This window comes from Pedobacter kyungheensis (assembly GCF_000812965.1).
Lineage (GTDB): Bacteria > Bacteroidota > Bacteroidia > Sphingobacteriales > Sphingobacteriaceae > Pedobacter > Pedobacter kyungheensis.
The window spans coordinates 113,513-133,710 of sequence record NZ_JSYN01000020.1 but is presented as its reverse complement, the minus strand read 5'-3'; the positions used below and the strand labels follow the sequence as shown (position 1 = coordinate 133,710).

Genomic DNA, 20,198 nt, shown 5'->3' with positions numbered 1-20,198 from the left:
GTCTTATTAGTCCTTAAAATTGTTTAGGTTTTTGCGTTTTCCATTGGACTGAAAACACCCGGTTTTTCCTGTCTTCAAATGTATGTTTCGGGCGATAATATTTTTTTATTTTTTAAAAATTTGACGAAAATTTGATTAAAAATCAATCGTTTGATTAATTTTTATAATATTGTTTTATTCAGTTAATTTATTAAATATTAGTGTTTTGTGTTTGTTTTTAAGGGTTTTAAAGCCTTTTTTAGGTCTATTTTTTTATTTTACCTTTTTATTTAAAAAGTCAGATAGTAGAACGGTCAATTCATCTAAATGTCATATTCAGCCGATCCACCTTTTTGACCAATATATCCCACTTTTCAACCTTTTTTTAGGTCAGATTCTGCGTTAAAATTGTGTTAACAAAACATCAGATAAAAGTGAAGGGCTACCGGCTTTTTGCTAATGGAATTGATGCGTTTGGTGTAAAATGATATGCTTCAAACAAGACAGAATAATAGCATTGGCATGCGTAAAAAACTACAGGATAGAATTGCTTCATTTAAAGATGCAACACTTATAAAAGAAAAAGGATTGTACCCTTATTTCAGGTCAATTGAATCGGCGCAGGATACCGAGGTGGTAATTAAAGGTAAAAAGGTGCTCATGTTTGGTTCAAACTCTTATTTAGGGCTTACCAATCATCCCGAAATTAAAAGAGCTTCAAAAAATGCCATCGATAAGTATGGTACAGGTTGTGCAGGTTCCCGTTTTTTAAACGGTTCACTCGATATCCACCTCGAACTTGAGCAACGCCTGGCAAATTATGTCGGAAAAGAAGCTGCAGTATTATTTAGTACAGGTTTTCAGGTAAATCTGGGCGTAATTTCCTGTTTGCTCGATCGCAACGATTACCTTATTCTGGATGAATACGATCATGCTTCAATTATCGATGGGAGCAGGCTATCCTTCTCCAGAACGATAAAATACGCCCATAACGATATGGACGATTTGCGCAGTAAACTGAGCCGTTTACCGGCCGATTCGGCTAAGCTTATTGTTTCTGATGGTATTTTTAGCATGGAAGGCGATTTAGTTAATTTGCCCGAAATGGTCGAAATAGCCGACGAGTTTGGCGCCAATATCATGATGGATGATGCTCATAGTTTGGGTGTAATTGGTTTTAATGGGGCAGGTACCGCTTCGCATTTTAACCTGACCAATAAAGTCGACCTGATTATGGGAACCTTCAGTAAATCGCTGGCTTCTCTGGGTGGTTTTATTGCCGCGAATACCGAAACCATCGAATTTATTAAACACCGGGCCCGCTCGCTCATGTTTAGTGCAAGCATGCCACCTTCGGCTGTAGCCAGTGTAATTGCCGCACTCGATATTATTGAAAGGGAACCTGAGCGCATTGATAAACTCTGGGCCAATACCAATTATGCCAAAAAACTTTTGCTCGATGCCGGATTTGATATCGGCCACAGCAATAGCCCCATCATTCCGGTGTATATCAGAGACAATACGGCAACTTTTATGATCACCAATATCCTGCAGGAGAATGGCATATTCGTTAATCCGGTGGTATCGCCAGCTGTGCCGTCTGATTCTTCGCTCATCCGTTTTTCGCTGATGGCTACACATAGTTTTGAGCAAATAGAAATGGCTGTTGAGCAATTGAAAGCTGCCTTTGTTGCGGTGAATGTTAACCTCTTAAATGTAAGGTTATGAGGATAATTAAGCCGGTTACAGATAAAAAAGATTTAAAGGCTTTTATTGATTTCCCGCATACGCTTTATGCCGGCGATCCCAATTACGTGCCCGAACTTTTTATCGCTCAAAGAGATTTGCTTACTCCGGGCAAACATCCGTTTTTTCAGCATTCTACCATAGCGCTTTTTTTGCTGTTGGATGGAAGTGAGATTATCGGCCGTATTGCGGCCATTGAAAATACCCGCCACAATCAGGTTTACGAGTCAACAGATGGTTTTTTTGGCTTTTTCGATTGTATAAACGATGAGGATGCGGCCAGGCTATTAATCCAAAAGGTACATCAATGGCTCGAGGCCAGAAAGCTTACCCGTGTATTAGGACCGGTAAATTTTTCTACCAACGAAGTTTGTGGTTTATTAATTGAAGGTTTTGATGGTCCGCCTGTGGCCATGATGCCTTACAATGCGCCTTATTATTTGCCTCTGCTCGAAAAAATGGGCTATGTAAAAAATGTCGATCTGCGCGCTTATCGCTATACCGTAGAAAATTATAGTGACAGGTCGCTTAAACTGATGGACCGGATTAAGGAAAGATTGCTCCGGAACAATATCACCATCCGCCACATCAACATGAAAAAATTTGCTGAAGAGCGCGATGCCCTGAGAGAAGTGTACAACAAGGCCTGGGATAAAAATCTGGGTTTTGTACCCATGAGTGATGCCGAATTTGAGTATACGGCCAACGATCTTAAGCTGATTCTTGATCCTAAATTCTGCATCATGGCCGAGCAGGAGGGGAAGATTGTCGGTTTCGCGCTGGCCATACCCGATATCAATCAGGTGCTCATTAAAATCAAACGAGGCAGGTTGTTTCCAACGGGGTTAATTAAGCTATTGGCTAACAAAAAGAAGATAAATGGCATCAGGATTATGCTGCTTGGGGTAGTAGATGGCTACCGGAAGATGGGCATTGAGGCTTGTCTTTACGGCGAAATCATCAGGCATTTTCTGGAAAAGAAAATGAAATATGCCGAGGCCAGCTGGACGCTCGAACATAATGATATGGTAAACAGGCCGATTGAAGATATTGGCGGAAAACTCTATCGCAAGTATCGGATTCTGGAAAAAAATCTATGAAAAAGCGGATTCTGATTACCGGTGCTACAGGTTTTGTGGGTTTTCATTTAATCGAAGCAGCCTTATCAAATGGCCTGGAGGTTTTTGCCAATGTTCGTAAATCGAGCCAAACCGGTCATTTACAGGGTTTAGCCATCAGTTTTGTGGAGCTCGATTTCGAGTCTATTTACCAGATGACCAGGCATATTGAGGAGTACAAATACGATTATGTAATCCATGCGGCAGCGGTAACCAAGGCCGAAAACCTCGATCAGTACAACAAATACAATGCAGCCTATACCCGCAACCTGGCCATAGCGGTTACGCAGGCAACGCATCAGGTAGAAAAGTTTGTGTTTGTAAGCAGTCTTGCTGCATTGGGGCCGCTAAAAGAGGTTGGCTATCAGTTGAGTGATAATGGGGCGTCAAATCCGGTAACCTACTATGGTAAAAGTAAAGCTTTGGCCGAAACCTATTTACAAAATATAAATAAGCTGCCCTGGCTGGTGTTTCGCCCAACAGCGGTTTATGGGCCACGAGAGCGCGAAATACTGATGGTAATTAAAGCCATAAACCGCGGCGTTGAGGTGTACATGGGCGATAAAGAACAGCAGTTGAGCTTTGTTTATGTCAAAGATCTCGCTCAAATTATGGTCAGCTCGCTGCAATCGGCAGTGGTTAACAAAAGCTACAATGTTTCTGACGGGCAGGTTTACAGCAGGTCTGCCTTTTCTGAGCATACGCGGGCCATTATGCAAAAGAAAACCTTTAAAGTGCAGGTGCCGTTGCCACTCATTAAGGGCATTGCCTGGAGCCTCGAAAAAGGATATAAGCTCCTTCGTAAAATACCTACGCTAAACATCGATAAGGTGAATGAGCTTACGGGCATTAACTGGAGCTGCGACATTAAAAATATTAAAAACGACCTCGGTTTCAGTCCACGATACCAGCTGCAACAAGGTTTAGAAGAAACAATAAAATGGTATCAGCTTAACAAATGGTTATAAGCATTTAAATAAGATAAGATGACAGAACAAGTAAAATCAGCAAATGGCAAACTGGGAATATTAATGCCAGGTCTGGGTGCGGTAGCTACAACCATGATTTCGGGCGTAGCAGCGGTTAAAAAAGGGTTATCAAAGCCAATTGGTTCACTTACACAAATGGGTACCATCCGCATTGGTAAACGTACAGAGAAGAAAGAACCTAAAATAAAAGATTTTGTGCCATTGGCTGCACTGGAGGATTTGGTTTTTGGTGGCTGGGACGTTTACGAAGATAACGTTTACGAAGCAGCTATGAATGCACGCGTACTGGATGCCAATTTACTGCGCGATGTAAAAGAAGAATTGCAGGCCATTAAGCCTATGCGTGCCGCTTTCGATCGCAATTACGTTAAAAACCTGGATGGCAAATTTGTAAAAGATATCGATAACCGTTACGAATTGGCACTGGCTGTAATGGATGATATTACCAATTTTAAGGCCGATAACAATTGCGATCGTATTGTATTGGTTTGGTGTGGCTCTACCGAAATTTACTTCGAGCCTTCGGAAGTACACAACTCGCTGGCTGCTTTTGAGCAGGGTTTAAGAGACAACGATCCGCGGATTGCGCCAAGTATGATTTATGCCTATGCAGCACTAAAACTTGGAATTCCTTTTGCCAACGGTGCCCCGAACTTAACAGTCGATATTCCGGCCTTGATTGAGCTGGCTAAAGAAACCAATACCCCAATTGCCGGAAAAGATTTTAAAACCGGACAAACCTTAATGAAAACCATTCTGGCTCCGGGCCTTGCTGCCCGCTCGCTGGGTGTAAATGGCTGGTTTTCGGATAATATTTTGGGTAACCGCGATGGTTTGGTGTTGGATGATCCTGACAACTTTAAAACCAAAGAAGTTTCTAAGCTGGGCGTACTGGAAGATATTTTCAAGCCTGAAATCAATGCAGATTTATATGGCGATATGTACCACAAAATCAGAATCAATTACTATCCGCCACATGGCGATAATAAAGAAAGCTGGGATAACATTGATATTTTTGGCTGGTTGGGCTATAAAATGCAGATTAAAATCAATTTCCTTTGCCGCGATTCGATTTTAGCCGCCCCAATTGTACTGGATTTAGCTTTATTTATTGATTTGGCTAAACGTGCAAACCTTTCGGGCATTCAGGAGTGGCTTTCGTTCTATTTAAAATCGCCGCAAACCATTCCGGGGGTACCAGCAGAGAACGATATTTTTAAACAGCTAATTAAGCTTCAAAATACCCTGCGCTACATCATGGGCGAAGAGTTGATTACCCATTTGGGGCAGGATTATGAAGAAGAAGTGGTAGAAACGGCATAGTGTTTTTTCACAAGTTCATATCTACTGCCTTCGGCATTGGCTACATTGGCAAGGGTGCAGGTACCGTCGCTGCGGTGGTTACCTGCGCCCTTTGGTGGTTTTTGCAAACCCCATACACCAACCCGTATCTGTGGCCTTTTTTATCGTCTATATTTATTTTACTGATTGGCGTAATTACCGGAGATGAGGTAGAAAAAGTATGGGGAAAAGACCACCAAAGGGTAGTGATAGATGAAGTAGCCGGAATGGGCATTGCCTTGCTCTGTGTACCCTTAAAATGGCCGTATTACTTAATGGCTTTAGTTCTTTTCAGGTTTTTCGATATAGCCAAGCCCTTCTACATCAGAGATATGGAAGTATTACCCGGTGGATGGGGCGTAATGGCCGATGATGTGCTGGCGGGAATTTATGCCAATGTGGTGTTGCAGGGGATTATCCTTTTAGGTCTGTTTTAATATGCTTACTTTTTTAAAAGCCCAGGCTTCTTCGCTAACCGCTTCGGCTACCGATTTTTTAGTTACCGCCCTTACCGTAAGCATTTTTGGCTGGTGGTACCTGGCCGGAAGCATTACCGGTACCGTGGCTGGCGGACTTGTTAACTTTTACATCAACCGGAACTGGGTTTTTAATGCCGGCAGGGCAGAAGTGAGGCAACAAATGATCAGGTACATGCTGGTTTGGGTTGGCAATTTATTACTGGTAACCTTATTTGTTTACCTGCTTACCCATTTTTTTAAGCTCAATTACCTGTTCTCCAAAATAGCAGTTTCTGTGGTAATCGGAATCAGCTACAATTATTATATGCAAAAGCAGTTTATTTTTCCCTTAAAATGAAAGTTGTTTATTCATTTTTTATAGCCATGGTTTGGTTGGCAACAGGCTTAAGTGCTTTTGCACAAAAAACGGTTGTTAGCGGTACCGTGCGCGATGCCGTTTCTAAAGAGCCCTTGCCTTATGTATCTGTTTTTTTTAAAGGTACCACTATCGGCACCCAAACCGATCTTAACGGGAATTATGCACTTAGTTCGGTGAGCCCGCAAGAGGGATTGAGTTTTAATTATGTGGGCTATATCACCCTGTCGAAGCATATAAATCCCGGTTTTGAGCAAAAGCTTGATGTTGCCCTGGTACCCGATGCAAAAGCGTTGGGCGAGGTTACGGTAGTGGGTGGCAAAAAAGCGCGTTATCGCAATAAAGATAACCCTGCCGTGGAGCTCATTAGGCAGGTAATTGCCCACAGGGAGGAAAACCGGATCAGCAATTTTAATACAGCCGCTTTCAGGCAGTACGATAAAATGCTTTTTTCGATGAGCAATGTCTCTGAAAAGTTTAAAAACAAGCGGATTTTCCGGAATTATCAGTTCCTTTTTCAGGAGCAGGATTCGACCCTTATTGGAGGCAAAAATTTGTTGCCCATTTACATACAGGAGAAGTTAACCGATAAATATTTTGCCAGCGATCCAACACGGAACAAATCGTTGATAATTGGTGAAAAACAGGTTAATTTCGATCAGCAGTTGGTTGATAATAACGGGATGAAGGTTTATTTTGAGCGGATGTACCAGGATATTGACATTTATAAAAACAATATTTCGGTAATCAGCAACGAGTTTTTAAGCCCCATTGCCAATGCAGCTCCCTCTTTTTATAAGTTTTTTATTACCGATACCATTAAAACGGGCAATGGCGAGGTGATTGAGCTTGCTTTTACGCCTAGAAACGGTACCGATATGCTGTTTGAGGGTAAATTGTACGTGAGCAACGACAAGCATTATGCCGTTACAGGTGTATCAATGGGGGTAAATAAAAATATCAACCTTAATTTTGTGAGGGCTTTAAAAATCGACCTTGATTTTGAACCTACCGTTTCCGGTAAATACAGTTTAGCCAAAAGTAAGCTGATTGCCGATTTCGGATTGGGCAAAACCAAAGGCATGGGCTTTACCGGAGAGCGTTCTTCTACCTATAAAAATTACCGGTACGATATTAAACTCCCCGATACCATTTTTCAGGGCAGGAGCATTGTTGCCGTTGAAGGCGCATCTGCACGCGATGAGCAATATTGGGAAAAGAACCGTTTAGATCCCTTATCAAAAGAGCAGGCGAAGATTTATCACAACATCGATACCCTGCAAAAAATACCTTCTTTTCAGCGCACGGTAAAGATTGCCACCTTGCTTTTTGCAGGCTACGGTAATCTTGGCCCTTACGAAATCGGTCCGGTTAATACCTTTTATAGTTTTAATAACGTAGAGGGTTTTCGCCTGCGTTTTGGCGGACGTACCACACCCGAACTCAGCAAGCGTTTTTACTTTGAAAATTATGCTGCTTATGGTTTTAAAGATGAAAAATGGAAATTCTTCCTTTCCGGAACCTATTCCATTAACAATAAATCCATTTATCAGTTTCCGCAAAATTATGTGCGGGCAAGTTTTCAGCGCGATACCAAAATTCCGGGACAGGAGCTGCAGTTTGTGCAGGAAGATAATTTCCTCCTGTCGTTTAAGCGTGGGCTAAACGATATGTTGCTCTACAATGATTTTTACCGGTTGGATTATGTGCACGAGTACGAAAACCACTTTTCTTATGCTTTTGGCTTTAAAAAATGGAGTCAAACACCTGCTGGAGGCTTGAACTATCTGGCCAATGGCGGAGGATTGATTAACCGCTTAACCACAAGCGAACTTTCAGTGGCTTTGCGCTATGCACCTAACGAGAAGTTTATTCAGGGCAAAATTTACCGTGTACCCATTGCCGATCGTTACCCGGTGTTTAACCTGCGTTATACGGCAGGGATAAAAGGTTTGCTCGGGGGCGAATACAATTATCATAACCTGACTGGAAGTGTTGATAAGCGCTTTTACCTATCGCAACTTGGGTATAGCGATGTTACGGTAGAAGGCAGTTACATAGCCGGCAAGGTGCCTTTTCCGCTGCTGGCCATCCACAGGGCTAACCAAACCTATGCCTATCAGCTCAATTCTTATAACCTCATGAATTTTCTGGAGTTTGTGAGCGACCATTATGTGAGTGTCAACATCGATCATAATTTTAATGGCTTTTTCTTCAATAAGCTACCCCTCATTAAAAAGCTGAAGTTAAGGGAGGTTGTCTCATTTAAAGCGCTTTATGGTGGTTTGCGCAATGAGAACAACCCGGCAAGCGGTAGTGGTATTTACCAATTACCAGCATTCGATAACGGTTTGCAAAGAACCTACTCGCTGGGCAACGAACCTTATATGGAAGGTAGCGTCGGCATTGGTAATATATTTAAGTTATTGCGGGTTGATTTGGTTAGGCGTTTTACCTATCTGGATAATCCTGAAGTAACTAAATGGGGGATAAGGGCAAGGGTTAAATTTGATTTTTAAATAAAAATATATGGAAAGCGTAAAATTAAGAGATCGCCTTCAGCTGGCTATTTACAAGGTGATTAATCCCTTTGTAAAAGGGCTCATTAAAATGGGCTTAACGCCTAACATGGTAACCAGCATAGGTTTGGTACTGAACATAGGAGTGGCGGTAATTTTTGTTTTGGGCGCCGAAAAATCTAACCGTGGCGACATGTCATACATTGGCTGGGGAGGTGCACTCGTGCTGTTTGCAGGCCTATTCGATATGCTTGATGGGCAGGTAGCCCGCCTGGGCAATATGAGCTCCAGGTTTGGGGCACTGTACGATTCGGTACTCGATCGCTACAGCGAAATGATTATGTTTCTGGGTATTTGCTATTATCTGGTTGCACACCATTACTTTTTAAGCTCACTATTTGCTTTTATTGCGCTTATTGGCTCAATGATGGTGAGTTATACCAGAGCCCGTGCCGAAGGTTTGGGCGTAGAATGTAAAGGCGGCTTAATGCAACGGCCTGAAAGGGTAGTAACCATAGGTGTATTTGCCATTGCTTGCGGTATAACCGGACATTTTATTGGTGGCGATTATAAAATTTACCTTCCGGGAATTTCTTTTCATGTATTCGAAACCATGTCGGTTTTTACTTTACCCATTACGTTAATGGCTGTTTTAACCAATATTACAGCGGTAAAAAGGTTGCGGGAAGCTAAAAAAGGCTTGGAGGAGCAGGAAAGAAATGAAAAAAAGACCAGCAATAAAGCAGCTTTAGTGGCTGCTGCCTTGCTTATTGGAGGAATGGTGGGCATGGCGCCGGCAAGTGTAATGGCACAGGGCGATAATCCATCGCCCATTGTTTTTCCAACACCAGAAGGCATTAGTAATCAGCTTTTTTACTTACAGCGCGATCCCAATACCAATACCATTGTTTGCCAGTTAAATGTAGATAAACATGGCGAAGTAATTAAAGAGCAGCCCATAAATGTTTTCTGGATGCGCTATGGCGATAAAGGAGAAAAGAAAGAACTCAGCTACATACAGCGCAAATTTGCCTACGGCATTGTGAGTAAAGATTTGGGCAACGGGCAATTCGAGCTTCGCTTTGTTTCCCATAAAAAACTGCCCATGTACCTGCGTAAATCAGCAGCCGATAAAAAGTACCATGTTTACGCCACCATCAACGATAAAAAGATGGAAATCGAACGCATATTTCTGCGCATAGAAGGGGGCACTTTCTGGTTTCCTAATGTAAAATATGTCGAAATAAAAGGTCGCGATGCTGCGGCACCAGCCAAAGCATTTACAGAAAGGATTAAAATTTAAAGTATGAAGAAGAATTTTGTATCCAACAGTACCGCATCGGTAAGGATGTTTAAAAGCGATTTGATGGAAAGCCTGTCGAAAGTTCGTTTTTATGTTCCCCTAATTGTATATGTTCCGGTAATTGCTTTTCTGAGCTATCAATCGCTGTGGCAAAACCAGATGTCGCTTGTTAATTTTATATTGTGGTTGCTGTTTGGGCTTGGGATATGGACCATTACCGAATATTTTTTGCACCGGTATGTGTTTCATTTTGAACCAAAATCGGGCTGGGGACAGCGCATCCATTTTATTTTTCATGGGGTTCACCACGATTATCCCAACGATGCCAAAAGGCTCGTGATGCCGCCTTCGGCCAGTATTCCGATGGCATTGGGCTTTTACTTTTTGTTTAAGTGGTTGCTTCCCCAAAATTGCGATTATCCGTTTTTTATCGGCTTTATAATTGGCTATCTGTTTTATGATATGGTACATTATGCCCTTCACCATGCCAATTTTAAAAGCGGTTTCTGGAAAAAATTGAAACAGCACCATATGCTGCACCATTACTCCGATTCGACCAAAGGTTATGGCGTAAGCTGGACATTCTGGGACCATATATTTCGCTCAAATTTTGAAAATAAGAAGGATGGAAGAACAACCGGGAACTAAAGATTTTTACCACCGCAGTTTCGTTTATGCGGCCTTATTTGTTTCAGTAGGCTATTTGTTACTTTCAAAGGTTCTGGTAGGCTTTAAAACCGATCAGCTGGTACTGGTTTTTATCTTTAACGCGCTGTTCTTTTTTTCGAAAGCAACGCGGAAGTTTATTTTGGGTTTTTCCATTTTCATCGTGTACTGGGTCCTTTTCGATTACATGAAAGCATTTCCCAATTACCGGTATAACATGGTGCATATTCAGGATCTTTACGAGGCAGAAAAACGCATTTTTGGCATTAACTTAAATGGTCTGATCGTAACGCCTAACGAATTCTGGAAAGCAAACAGCAGCGCTTTTTTAGATGTATTAACCGGCCTTTTCTACCTGATGTGGGTTCCTGTTCCTTTGGCTTTTGCAATATACCTGTTTTTTAAAAAGAAAACAGAATTTGTGCATTTTTCGCTGGTATTTGTTTGGGTAAACCTGTTGGGTTTTGTGGTGTATTATCTTTTTCCGGCGGCACCGCCCTGGTATGTGCAAACGCATGGTTTTAACTTTATAGCGGGTACACCCGGTAATACCGCTGGTTTGGCCCGCTTCGATCACTTTTTCAACATTACACTTTTTAAGGGAATTTACAGCAAAGGCTCTAATGTTTTTGCTGCGATGCCCTCATTGCACTCGGCTTACCCGCTTATTGTGGTATATTATGCCCTCAAAAATAAACTAGGTGGCATTAATGTCTTTTTTATTACTGTAATGATCGGTATTTGGTTTTCGGCAGTTTACAGTAGCCACCATTATTGTTTAGATGTGCTTGCCGGAATAACATGTGCCATATTGGGTATTGTTTCCTTTCAGTTTTTAGTGAAAAAAGCTCCGCTAAAACATTTTGTGGCTTATTTGGTGCAGAAAATAGCTTAAAAATAACCGGAAGGACCAGACCTGTATACCTTCCGGTTAATTATTCCCTTTCATTTGCCTGCCGCTCTGGCTGGTGTGCCCATTGTTGCACAATTGATTCCCTTGTTAAAACAAGCAGTTTCAACTCATTATTTTCTCAAACTGAATAATGTGTTTTGTTTGTAGTGTCTGATTTTCAGTGTGCTATGGGTTTGTGTTGTTGATTTTGTCTCACAATTTTGAGACAAATCGACAAAAGGTTGAACAGATAATAAAAACCGTATTGCTTTACTTTGATTCAGTTAACCAAATAATAAACCACACTGCAAACATCTTAAGCCGGTAACCCTGTGCTTTTTGCAGCTCTAGTACTTTTTATGAGAAATAAATTATTTAATCGCGACGGCTAATTCATGGCAATTTACCCCAAACCAATTTACTAACGGAAACCCAAAACTATTTTATATGATGCTCAAAAAACTTTACTCATCCTACCTACATCCCAATATCATTAAACAAATCTGTAATTGCTAACCTGACAAGTACCGAAAAAGGTATTTACAGACGTTTTTTTAAGTTCCAGACAATTTTCAGAAAACAGAACGGTCATCTGCGTTTAACGCAAATGCTTATCTCGCATATGTCTACTGAATAGGCTGGATCAAGAAAACGATCGCTGATATAGGTTTCAATTTTTAGCAACAGGCAGTTCAGGCTTCCATTTGGTGTGGTGTTTAAAAACATCGCAGGGATATGCTTATGCCATTTTTTTTGAAGGTATTCCGCTTGCTAATGTCTTCATTTTTAGCTAGAAAGCGCTAAGCGGTCTTTATAAAAACGTTTTATCAGGCTCAATTTAAACAGCAATCAATAAGTAAATGTGATGTAACCTGGCGCGGCAGCCGGGATTAAAGCAATATGTATATGAAAACAAAAAACAATGTTAAAACCAAATGTTGGCAAATCCATTGGATGTTGCTCAGTTTCATTGTGCTTGGCTTAACGCAGTGTAAACACGATGAGCTAACCGAAGAAGTAGGCTACGACCCGGGAAAAGAAGTGGTGATTACCGATTTCTACCCCAAGCAAGGCGCTGTAGGGAACAATCTGGTGATATATGGCGATAATTTTGGAAACGATCTTTCTAAAATAAAAGTAACCATAGGCGGAAAGCCCGCAAAAGTGATAGGCGTAAAAAACAACAGCCTGTATTGTATCATTCCCGAAGCAGCCTATGCCGGTGATATTAAAATTACCATTCTGGGAGGCGATAACCAGCAACTGGCCCAGGCCATATCGAAAGAGGCATTTTCGTATACCCGGAAATTGCTGGTTTCTACCTTTTTGGGGAAATATTATGAAGTAGCCAGTAATTTTGAAGAAAAAGAAGGCCCTTTTAACGATTGCGGTGCTTTTAAAGGTATTACCTGGCTCACCATTGATCCGAAAAACCCTGATCACATGTATTTTACCGGCGATGTAAATAGTTGCCGCTTTATCGATTTCGAGAAAAAATATGTAAGCTATTTCAGAACCGACCTGGATCGTGTATCGATCATGAACTGGCGAATTGACGGAAACCAGGACATGATTGTTTCGCACAACCACTCGAGCGATACCAAAAATGGCAATTACATTTTCAGCCGTGAATCTAATTTCCTTCAGAAAAAAGCCATTGAAGTATATGCACGTGGTGTAAACGGAACGATGGTGCATCCGCAAAATGGAGAACTTTATTATTCGAGATACAGGGCGGGCGATATCCGCAGGTACGATTTTAATACCAAAGAAGATAAGCTGGTATTCTCTAATCCCTATAGTGCGGTTGCGGTTTATATGGTTATGCACCCTTCGGGCGATTATGCCTATCTGGTTGAATATGAGAAGCATTATATCATGCGTACCGATTACGATCGCGATAAGAAAACCTTTAAAACACCTTATACCATTTGTGGTGCTGCCGGTACTGCCGGTTATGCCGATGGAATTGGTACCAATGCCCGTTTAAATAACCCTGTGCAAGGCGTATTTGTTAAAAATCCTGATTACGAGACCTCAGGAGGAGACCAGTACGATTTCTATTTCTGCGATAAAGCCAATCATGCCATCCGCACCTTAACGCCACAGGGTAGGGTAAGCACCTTTGCCGGTCGTGGTAATAACGGTACCAACGGATATGCCGATGGCGATTTACGTACCGAAGCCCGTTTCAATAGTCCGCAGGCAATTGCCTACGATGAGACCCGAAAATGCTTTTACATCGGTGATACCGGTAACTGGCTGATCAGAAAAATAGCGAAAGAAGAATAATTAAATATACCCACGATATAATGATGAGATTTATTTTACTAACATGCATCGTCTTGCTAGGCATTACCTTTAATGTTGCTGCACAGCAGGAGGTGATCATTAAAGGGACGGTAACAGATATCGGGAAACTCCCCTTACCCGGGGTAAGTATTTCTGTTGCCAATCGGCCCGGATTGGGTGCAATAACCGATGGAGACGGAAAATTCAGTATAAAAGTACCTCCATATCAAACCCTCGTATTTACCTCTGTAGGTTACGAAAAACAAGAAGTATTGATCAAAGAACAGCGCGTGGTAAATGTAACCATGAAAGAATCTGATGCCAGTGTGCTAAACGAAGTAGTGGTTACCGCTACCGGTGGGCAGAAAAAGATTTCCATTACCGGCGCCGTTACCACAGTAAACGTCGATCAGTTAAAATCAAACCCATCTACCTCCATGGCCGATGCCTTGGCAGGGGTAGTACCCGGTATACAGGCCATGCAAACTTCGGGTAGGCCCGGTAGTATTTCCGAATTCTGGGTGCGTAGTATCTCTACTTTCGGGGCCAGCAATGCCGCATTGGTATTAATTGATGGTTTTGAACGCGATATGAACGAAATCAACGTAGAAGATGTAGAATCCTTTTCGGTATTAAAAGATGCTTCTGCAACCGCTATGTATGGTAGCCGGGGTGCCAATGGGGTAATCTTAATTAAAACCAAACGCGGTAAAGAGGGTAAAGTAAACATAAATGCCAAAGTAGAAGGTTTTTATAATCAGCTAACCAAACTGCCCGAATTTGTTGATGGCTATACTTATGCATCGATGGCCAATGAAGCCAAGATTGTCCGCAATCAGGAACCTCTTTTTTCAAAGTCGGAGCTCGAAGTGCTACGTCTGGGTTTGGATCCTGATTTGTTTCCCAATGTGAACTGGATGGATGTGATTTTACGCGATGGCGCAAAAAGCCAGCGCAGCATGCTCAATTTAAGCGGTGGGGGAAAAACAGCCCGTTATTATTTGTCTGGTAGTTATCAGGATCAGGAGGGGATGTATAAGGTAGACGATGCACTGAAGAATTACAATACCAACGCCAATTTTAAAAAATATACCTACCGTTTAAGTGTGGATATGGACATTACCAAATCGACCCTGTTAACTGCAGGTGTTTCGGGTTCGTTGCGCAAACAAAACGACCCTGGAGTGGGTAGCGATGCCATTTGGACAGCACTTATGGGCTACAATGCCATTACAGCCCCGTTGCGTTATTCGGATGGAAAAATTCCGGCCAGCGATGACCGCGATGGCAATCCGGATAACGATCAGGATCGCTTTAACCCCTGGGTGCAGGGAACCATGACCGGTTATAACGAAAACTGGAGTAACAACATCCAAACCACCTTAAATTTAGACCAGCGATTGGATTTTATTACCAAAGGCCTTCGTTTTCTTGGCCGTTTTGGTTACGATACCTATAATAACAACTGGATTAAACGCTACAAATTTCCAGAATTGTGGAGCGCAAACCGTTATCGCAATACTGCCGGAGATCTGGTGTTTAAGCGTATCAGAGAAGAGCAGAAAATGACCCAGACTTCTGGTTCTGATGGCGAAAAACGCGAATTTTTTGAATGGGAAACCCACTACAATAACAATATCGGCGCACATAACTTCGGGGCTGTGATTAAATATACCCAGGCTTCGAAAGTATTTACGCAGAATATCGGTACCGATCTTAAAAACGGTATTGCACGCCGGAACCAGGGATTTGCCGGTCGAGCCAATTACAACTGGAACTCGCGTTATTACGTCGATTTTAATTTCGGCTATACCGGTTCAGAAAACTTTCATAAAGATTACCGCTTCGGTTTCTTCCCAGCTATTTCGGGAGCCTGGAATATAGGCGAAGAAGCAATCGTGAAAAAGTTAGGCTGGATCAACATGTTAAAAGTCCGCTATTCGTACGGAAAAACCGGGAACGACAATATGGGCGATATCAGATTCCCATACCTGTACACCATCGAGCAGATGGCAGGCGGAGGTTACAATTTCGGTGATTACGATTCTTCAAACCAATGGACCGGAATCCGCTATTCAAGTGTAGCATCGCCCAATGTAACCTGGGAAATTGCTACCAAGCAGGATTTAGGGATCGACTATTCCTTATTCCACGATAAGTTTAGCGGAGCTATAGATTTTTTCCGCGAGCGCCGCGAAGGAATTTACATGAGCCGTAATTCCCTGCCTGGATTTGTTGGCCTGGAGAACAATCCATCGGCCAACGTAGGGGAGGTAAAAGCCGAAGGATTTGATGGAAATTTTACGCTTAAACAAAAAATAAGCAATATAGATTTTACGCTGCGCGGCAATATCACCTACAGCAAAAACGAGATTATTGAACGTGACGAGGAAAACACCATTTACAAATACAAACTGCAGGAGGGCCACCGGGTTAACCAGGCCAGAGGGTTGATAGATTTAGGTTTATTTAAAGATTATGACGATATCCGCAACAGTCCGCGGCAATCTTTCGGCGAAGTAATGCCGGGCGATATCAAGTACAAAGATGTTAATGGCGATGGCTTAATTGATGATAACGATATCGTAGCCATTGGAGCCACAACCCGGCCCAATCTAACCTACGGTTTTGGTTTATCGGCCAGCTGGAAAGGTTTAGATATCAATGTACACTTCCAGGGGATCGGAAAGTCAACCTATTTCATTAATGGTTCGTCGGTTTACATGTTTAGTTTGGGCGAAAACTGGGGTAACGTGTTGAGCGATGTTGCCAATGGCAGCCGCTGGAAGTTAGGCGAAAATGAAGATGTGAATGCAGCTTATCCACGTTTAACCTATGGTGCCAATCCCAATAACTACCGGGCTTCTACTTTCTGGCTCAGAGATGGTTCTTACCTGCGTTTAAAAACTTTGGATATTGGTTATTCGCTACCAAAAACACTGGTAAACAAAGCGCATTTAAGTGGTGTACGCTTCTTTTTTATCGGTACCAATCTGTTTACGTTCACCAATTTTAAACTATGGGATCCCGAACTGGGAAGCTCAACCGGTAAAGCATACCCGCTTAACAAAACACTATCGGTAGGGGTATCAGTTAATTTATAAGCAATGAAGAATATGAAAAAAATAATTACGGCCTTAACCTTCGTAGCTGCCATATCAGTAATTAGCGGATGTAAAAAATACCTCGATTCGGATTATTTGTTTGATGAACGAATGACCACTGAGGAGGTATTTAGCAACCCCGATTATGCCAACAGATGGCTGGCACAGGCTTACTCTTTTATGGCGAGCAATTATATGCAGGATGTTAGCAGCAAAAAATATGTGCCCTTTAATTTTGCCGATGATATGTATTACGGCGATGAAAGCGACGGATACCGCCGGTGGAAAAATGGCCAGTACACCGAAAATGGCCTAAATGGCGAAAGCAAGGAGATCTGGAATACTGCCTACAAGGGTATCCGTCAGGCTTCTATTTTCATAAAAAATATCGATATCAATAAAAAGTTTACCGCAAAAGAAATTGCTGACCTAAAGGGGCAGGCACGCTTTTTAAGGGCTTATTTTTACTGGATATTGTTGCGTACCTATGGCCCAATACCAATTGTACCTGATGAAGGGATTGATTATACCAAAGAGTACGATGATATTGCACAGCCCCGTAACAGCTACGAAGAATGCGCAGTTTACCTCTCTAACGAACTGGCAGAAGCCGCCAAAGGCCTTTCGCTTCAACAGGGGATACAACAAATTGCACGGCCTACCCGCGGTGCTGCACTGGCCTTACGTGCCCGGATATTGCTGTATGCAGCAAGCCCCTTAGCCAATGGTAAAGCCCCGGCAGAAGTTGCCGCTGCACTGGTTACCAAAGATGGTAAACCTTTACTTTCGCGCACTTACGACGAATCGAAGTGGGCCAGGGCTGCAGCTGCGGCAAAAGATGTGATGGATTTAGGGCAGTACCGTTTATATGTTGCCTATAAAAAAACAACGGGCGATGCAGCTTACCCGGCAACCGTTACCCCTCCGTTTGACAGTAACTTTTCGAATAGTGCATGGCCTGCCGGCTGGAGCGATATCGACCCTTTCGAATCTTACCGCGCTTTATTTAACGGAACCGTTCCGGCTTACCAAAATTCGGAATTGATTTTTACCCACGGACAAAATCAAGGCGGCGAAGGCATTAACGTACTCGTATTGCATCAGTTGCCACGTTTAGAAGGTAAAGGTTATAATTCGCATGGCATGACCCAAAAACAGGTTGATGCCTATTACATGAACGATGGTACTGACATTCCGGGGATGAACAACATGTATGCCGGCAGACCGGGATATGAAGGCCGGTACAACACCGCAAACCGTACCGGAGGCTATGTTAAGCAGGAAGAGCTGGCCACTTACCCTGAATTAGGTCCGCTAGGGGTTGGGGTAAATAAACAGTTTGCCCGTCGCGAGCCCCGTTTTTATGCTTCAGTTTCTTATAATGGTGCTACCTGGAATCTGCTAAATGCCGAAAGTGTACGTGATGAAAAAAGCAATGTGCAGATTTTTTACTACCGCGGCGACCCGAATGGTTATAAAAATACCACTTACTGGCCACGTACAGGTGTTGGGATTAAAAAATATGTGCATCCGGATGATATCAGTAATGTATCGGTTACGGCTTACGATCAAAGCAGGATGAAGCCGAAGGTAGATCCGTCTATCCGTTATGCAGAGGTGTTATTGATCTATGCCGAAGCTTTGAACGAAATCAATGGTTCTTACAACATTGCTTCGTGGGATGGCAGCAAAACACACGCCATATCACGTAATATTTCGGAAATGAAAAGGGGAATTCAGCCCATTCGTATCCGTGCAGGTTTACCCGATTATGCTGGCGATGTATATTCTGATCCGAATAAATTCCGCATTAAATTAAAAAGGGAGCGCCAGGTTGAGCTGTTTGCCGAAGGACAACGTTATTTCGATTTGCGCCGCTGGGTAGATGCACCATCAGAAGAATCGGCACCGGTTTACGGTTACAATGCCTATGCTACCAAAGCCCAGGCCGATCTTTTTCATGTACCGGTTGAAACGCCTTCACTGCCTTCAATTTTTACCCTAAAAATGTGGTTCTGGCCTATCCATTACGATGAGCTAAGACGCAACAAATACCTGACACAAAATCCAGGCTGGACAAATCCTGAATAATTATTAGAATCTGCAAAATGAAAAAAAGTATCTATATACTATTTTTAGTGATAACAACAGCGGTATGCTTTGTATCATGTAACGATGAATGGAAAGAAGAACAATTTGTTCAGATGGCCTCATTCAAATCGAACCCAACCGCGCAAGGGGTAACCTGGTGTTATGTAAGGTATAATGCCGAAGGAAAAGTGCGTTTTAACCTGCCTATAATTATGAGCGGTTCTACGCCAAATGCTAAAAACCGTACCATTCACATCGGTTTAGATCCTGATACCCTGGCCCGGTTAAATCAGGAACAATATGGGCATCGCCAGGAATTGTATTTCAGGCAGCTGGATAATAAATACTATACCATGCCCCAAACAGTAGATGTGCCCGCAGGTGTAAGTACGGTTACTGTGCCTGTTGATTTTAAACTGGGCGACCTCGATCAGGCCGATAAATGGGTGTTGCCATTACAGATTTTAAACGATGCTTCGTACGATTATCAGGCTAATCCGAACAAGTACTATCGCCGTACCATGTTGCGCATTACGCCGTTTAACGATTATTCGGGCGAATATGGAGGTACTTTATATAAGATATTTCTCGAAGGCGATACCGAACCCTTAACTTTAAATACCTACCGCACTTTTGTGGTTGATGATAAAACCATTTTCCTTTATGCCGGAATCAGGGATATCGATTATCTGGACCGTAAAAAGTATAAGGTGTTTATCAGGTTCACGAACGATAATATCGATATACAAAAGAAAAAATTGGAGGTCTGGAGCGATAATTTGGATAATAAATTTAAGCTTGGTGCAGCACAATCTTACTACACCAGAGATGAAGCCTGGGATGCCAAACTGCCATACCTGAAACATGTTTACACCACATTGTTTCTCTCGTATGAGTTTGAAGATTATACCACCATCCCCGGCCAAAGGTTGAAATATAAGGTAGAAGGTACTTTATCTATGCAACGCGATCTGAATACGCTGATTCCTGATGAAGATCAGCAGATTCAATGGTAAGATAAGTTTGGTTTAGTTTTGTATAAGGAAGGCTGTCCGTAATTTTTCGGGCAGCCTGTTTTTGTTTAAAGCGTTTTCGGTAAATGATTCGTGTGGCCACGAACCATGGCTGTAGGGTGTTTTCTTAGTTTGTCAGTCTGAGCTTGTCGAAGACCGTGGACATTCCATTAGAAAAAACGTCATCTCGACTGAAGCGCAGCGAAATGCCTGCCCGTACAGGCGGGGAGAGATCTATAACAGATTTATCTTCGCTACGTACTTTCGCGATAGATAATCGAAGATCGTTTGAAGAAAGCAGGAGAGGCCCT

14 protein-coding genes are annotated in these 20,198 nt (G+C 42.4%); all 14 read left to right on the top strand.

Going from position 1 to position 20,198, the window contains the following annotated elements; all coding sequences use genetic code 11:
• Positions 1–501 precede the first annotated feature (501 nt).
• The 14 genes from spt to OC25_RS17080 all read left to right on the top strand — a co-directional run bounded on the left by spt (position 502) and on the right by OC25_RS17080 (position 19,890).
• Positions 502–1,707 (top strand): serine palmitoyltransferase, encoded by a 1,206-nt coding sequence (gene spt, locus OC25_RS17145; protein WP_039478666.1) that lies wholly within the window; start codon positions 502–504, stop codon positions 1,705–1,707.
• The gene (locus tag OC25_RS17140; RefSeq protein ID WP_039478509.1) at positions 1,704–2,825 is read left to right on the top strand and encodes a hypothetical protein; all 1,122 of its coding nucleotides are present in this window, start codon (positions 1,704–1,706) and stop codon (positions 2,823–2,825) included. The genes spt and OC25_RS17140 overlap by 4 nt, the downstream gene beginning before the upstream one ends.
• A complete protein-coding gene (locus tag OC25_RS17135) occupies positions 2,822–3,811 on the top strand; it encodes an NAD-dependent epimerase/dehydratase family protein (protein ID WP_039478507.1) in 990 nt (329 codons plus the stop codon). Before OC25_RS17140 ends, OC25_RS17135 begins: the two co-directional genes overlap by 4 nt.
• An 18-nt stretch (positions 3,812–3,829) precedes the next feature.
• Complete coding sequence (locus OC25_RS17130) at positions 3,830–5,155, top strand: inositol-3-phosphate synthase (protein WP_039478505.1); 1,326 nt, start codon at positions 3,830–3,832, stop codon at positions 5,153–5,155.
• Positions 5,155–5,610 (top strand): phosphatidylglycerophosphatase A family protein, encoded by a 456-nt coding sequence (locus OC25_RS17125; RefSeq protein ID WP_245222038.1) that lies wholly within the window; start codon positions 5,155–5,157, stop codon positions 5,608–5,610. Before OC25_RS17130 ends, OC25_RS17125 begins: the two co-directional genes overlap by 1 nt.
• 1 nt (position 5,611) lies before the next feature.
• Entirely contained in the window at positions 5,612–5,989 is a 378-nt protein-coding gene (locus OC25_RS17120) for a GtrA family protein (protein WP_039478501.1), read from the top strand.
• On the top strand, positions 5,986–8,526 hold the full coding sequence (locus OC25_RS17115) for a DUF5686 and carboxypeptidase-like regulatory domain-containing protein (RefSeq protein ID WP_039478499.1): 2,541 nt from the start codon (positions 5,986–5,988) through the stop codon (positions 8,524–8,526). Before OC25_RS17120 ends, OC25_RS17115 begins: the two co-directional genes overlap by 4 nt.
• A 10-nt stretch (positions 8,527–8,536) precedes the next feature.
• Complete coding sequence (locus tag OC25_RS17110) at positions 8,537–9,829, top strand: DUF4833 domain-containing protein (RefSeq protein ID WP_039478496.1); 1,293 nt, start codon at positions 8,537–8,539, stop codon at positions 9,827–9,829.
• Positions 9,830–9,832: 3 nt separating this feature from the next.
• The gene (locus OC25_RS17105; protein ID WP_039478494.1) at positions 9,833–10,477 is read left to right on the top strand and encodes a sterol desaturase family protein; all 645 of its coding nucleotides are present in this window, start codon (positions 9,833–9,835) and stop codon (positions 10,475–10,477) included.
• Positions 10,455–11,390, top strand: a complete 936-nt coding sequence (locus OC25_RS17100; protein WP_052266275.1) for a phosphatase PAP2 family protein — start codon at positions 10,455–10,457, stop codon at positions 11,388–11,390. The genes OC25_RS17105 and OC25_RS17100 overlap by 23 nt, the downstream gene beginning before the upstream one ends.
• 903 nt (positions 11,391–12,293) lie before the next feature.
• Positions 12,294–13,679, top strand: a complete 1,386-nt coding sequence (locus OC25_RS17095; RefSeq protein ID WP_039478491.1) for an IPT/TIG domain-containing protein — start codon at positions 12,294–12,296, stop codon at positions 13,677–13,679.
• A 20-nt stretch (positions 13,680–13,699) separates the two neighbouring features.
• The gene (locus OC25_RS17090) at positions 13,700–16,783 is read left to right on the top strand and encodes a SusC/RagA family TonB-linked outer membrane protein (protein ID WP_039478489.1); all 3,084 of its coding nucleotides are present in this window, start codon (positions 13,700–13,702) and stop codon (positions 16,781–16,783) included.
• A 12-nt stretch (positions 16,784–16,795) separates the two neighbouring features.
• Complete coding sequence (locus tag OC25_RS17085) at positions 16,796–18,874, top strand: RagB/SusD family nutrient uptake outer membrane protein (protein ID WP_039478487.1); 2,079 nt, start codon at positions 16,796–16,798, stop codon at positions 18,872–18,874.
• A 17-nt stretch (positions 18,875–18,891) separates the two neighbouring features.
• The gene (locus OC25_RS17080; protein WP_039478484.1) at positions 18,892–19,890 is read left to right on the top strand and encodes a DUF4973 domain-containing protein; all 999 of its coding nucleotides are present in this window, start codon (positions 18,892–18,894) and stop codon (positions 19,888–19,890) included.
• The last annotated feature ends 308 nt before the right edge of the window (positions 19,891–20,198 follow it).

Excerpts from the sequence above, each read along its gene's own strand:
- spt (WP_039478666.1), top strand. The coding sequence starts at position 502 with ATGCGTAAAAAACTACAGGATAGAATTGCTTCATTTAAAGATGCAACA.
- OC25_RS17140 (WP_039478509.1), top strand. The coding sequence starts at position 1,704 with ATGAGGATAATTAAGCCGGTTACAGATAAAAAAGATTTAAAGGCTTTT.
- OC25_RS17135 (WP_039478507.1), top strand. The coding sequence starts at position 2,822 with ATGAAAAAGCGGATTCTGATTACCGGTGCTACAGGTTTTGTGGGTTTT.
- OC25_RS17130 (WP_039478505.1), top strand. The coding sequence starts at position 3,830 with ATGACAGAACAAGTAAAATCAGCAAATGGCAAACTGGGAATATTAATG.
- OC25_RS17120 (WP_039478501.1), top strand. The coding sequence starts at position 5,612 with ATGCTTACTTTTTTAAAAGCCCAGGCTTCTTCGCTAACCGCTTCGGCT.
- OC25_RS17115 (WP_039478499.1), top strand. The coding sequence starts at position 5,986 with ATGAAAGTTGTTTATTCATTTTTTATAGCCATGGTTTGGTTGGCAACA.
- OC25_RS17110 (WP_039478496.1), top strand. The coding sequence starts at position 8,537 with ATGGAAAGCGTAAAATTAAGAGATCGCCTTCAGCTGGCTATTTACAAG.
- OC25_RS17105 (WP_039478494.1), top strand. The coding sequence starts at position 9,833 with ATGAAGAAGAATTTTGTATCCAACAGTACCGCATCGGTAAGGATGTTT.
- OC25_RS17100 (WP_052266275.1), top strand. The coding sequence starts at position 10,455 with ATGGAAGAACAACCGGGAACTAAAGATTTTTACCACCGCAGTTTCGTT.
- OC25_RS17095 (WP_039478491.1), top strand. The coding sequence starts at position 12,294 with ATGAAAACAAAAAACAATGTTAAAACCAAATGTTGGCAAATCCATTGG.
- OC25_RS17090 (WP_039478489.1), top strand. The coding sequence starts at position 13,700 with ATGATGAGATTTATTTTACTAACATGCATCGTCTTGCTAGGCATTACC.
- OC25_RS17085 (WP_039478487.1), top strand. The coding sequence starts at position 16,796 with ATGAAAAAAATAATTACGGCCTTAACCTTCGTAGCTGCCATATCAGTA.
- OC25_RS17080 (WP_039478484.1), top strand. The coding sequence starts at position 18,892 with ATGAAAAAAAGTATCTATATACTATTTTTAGTGATAACAACAGCGGTA.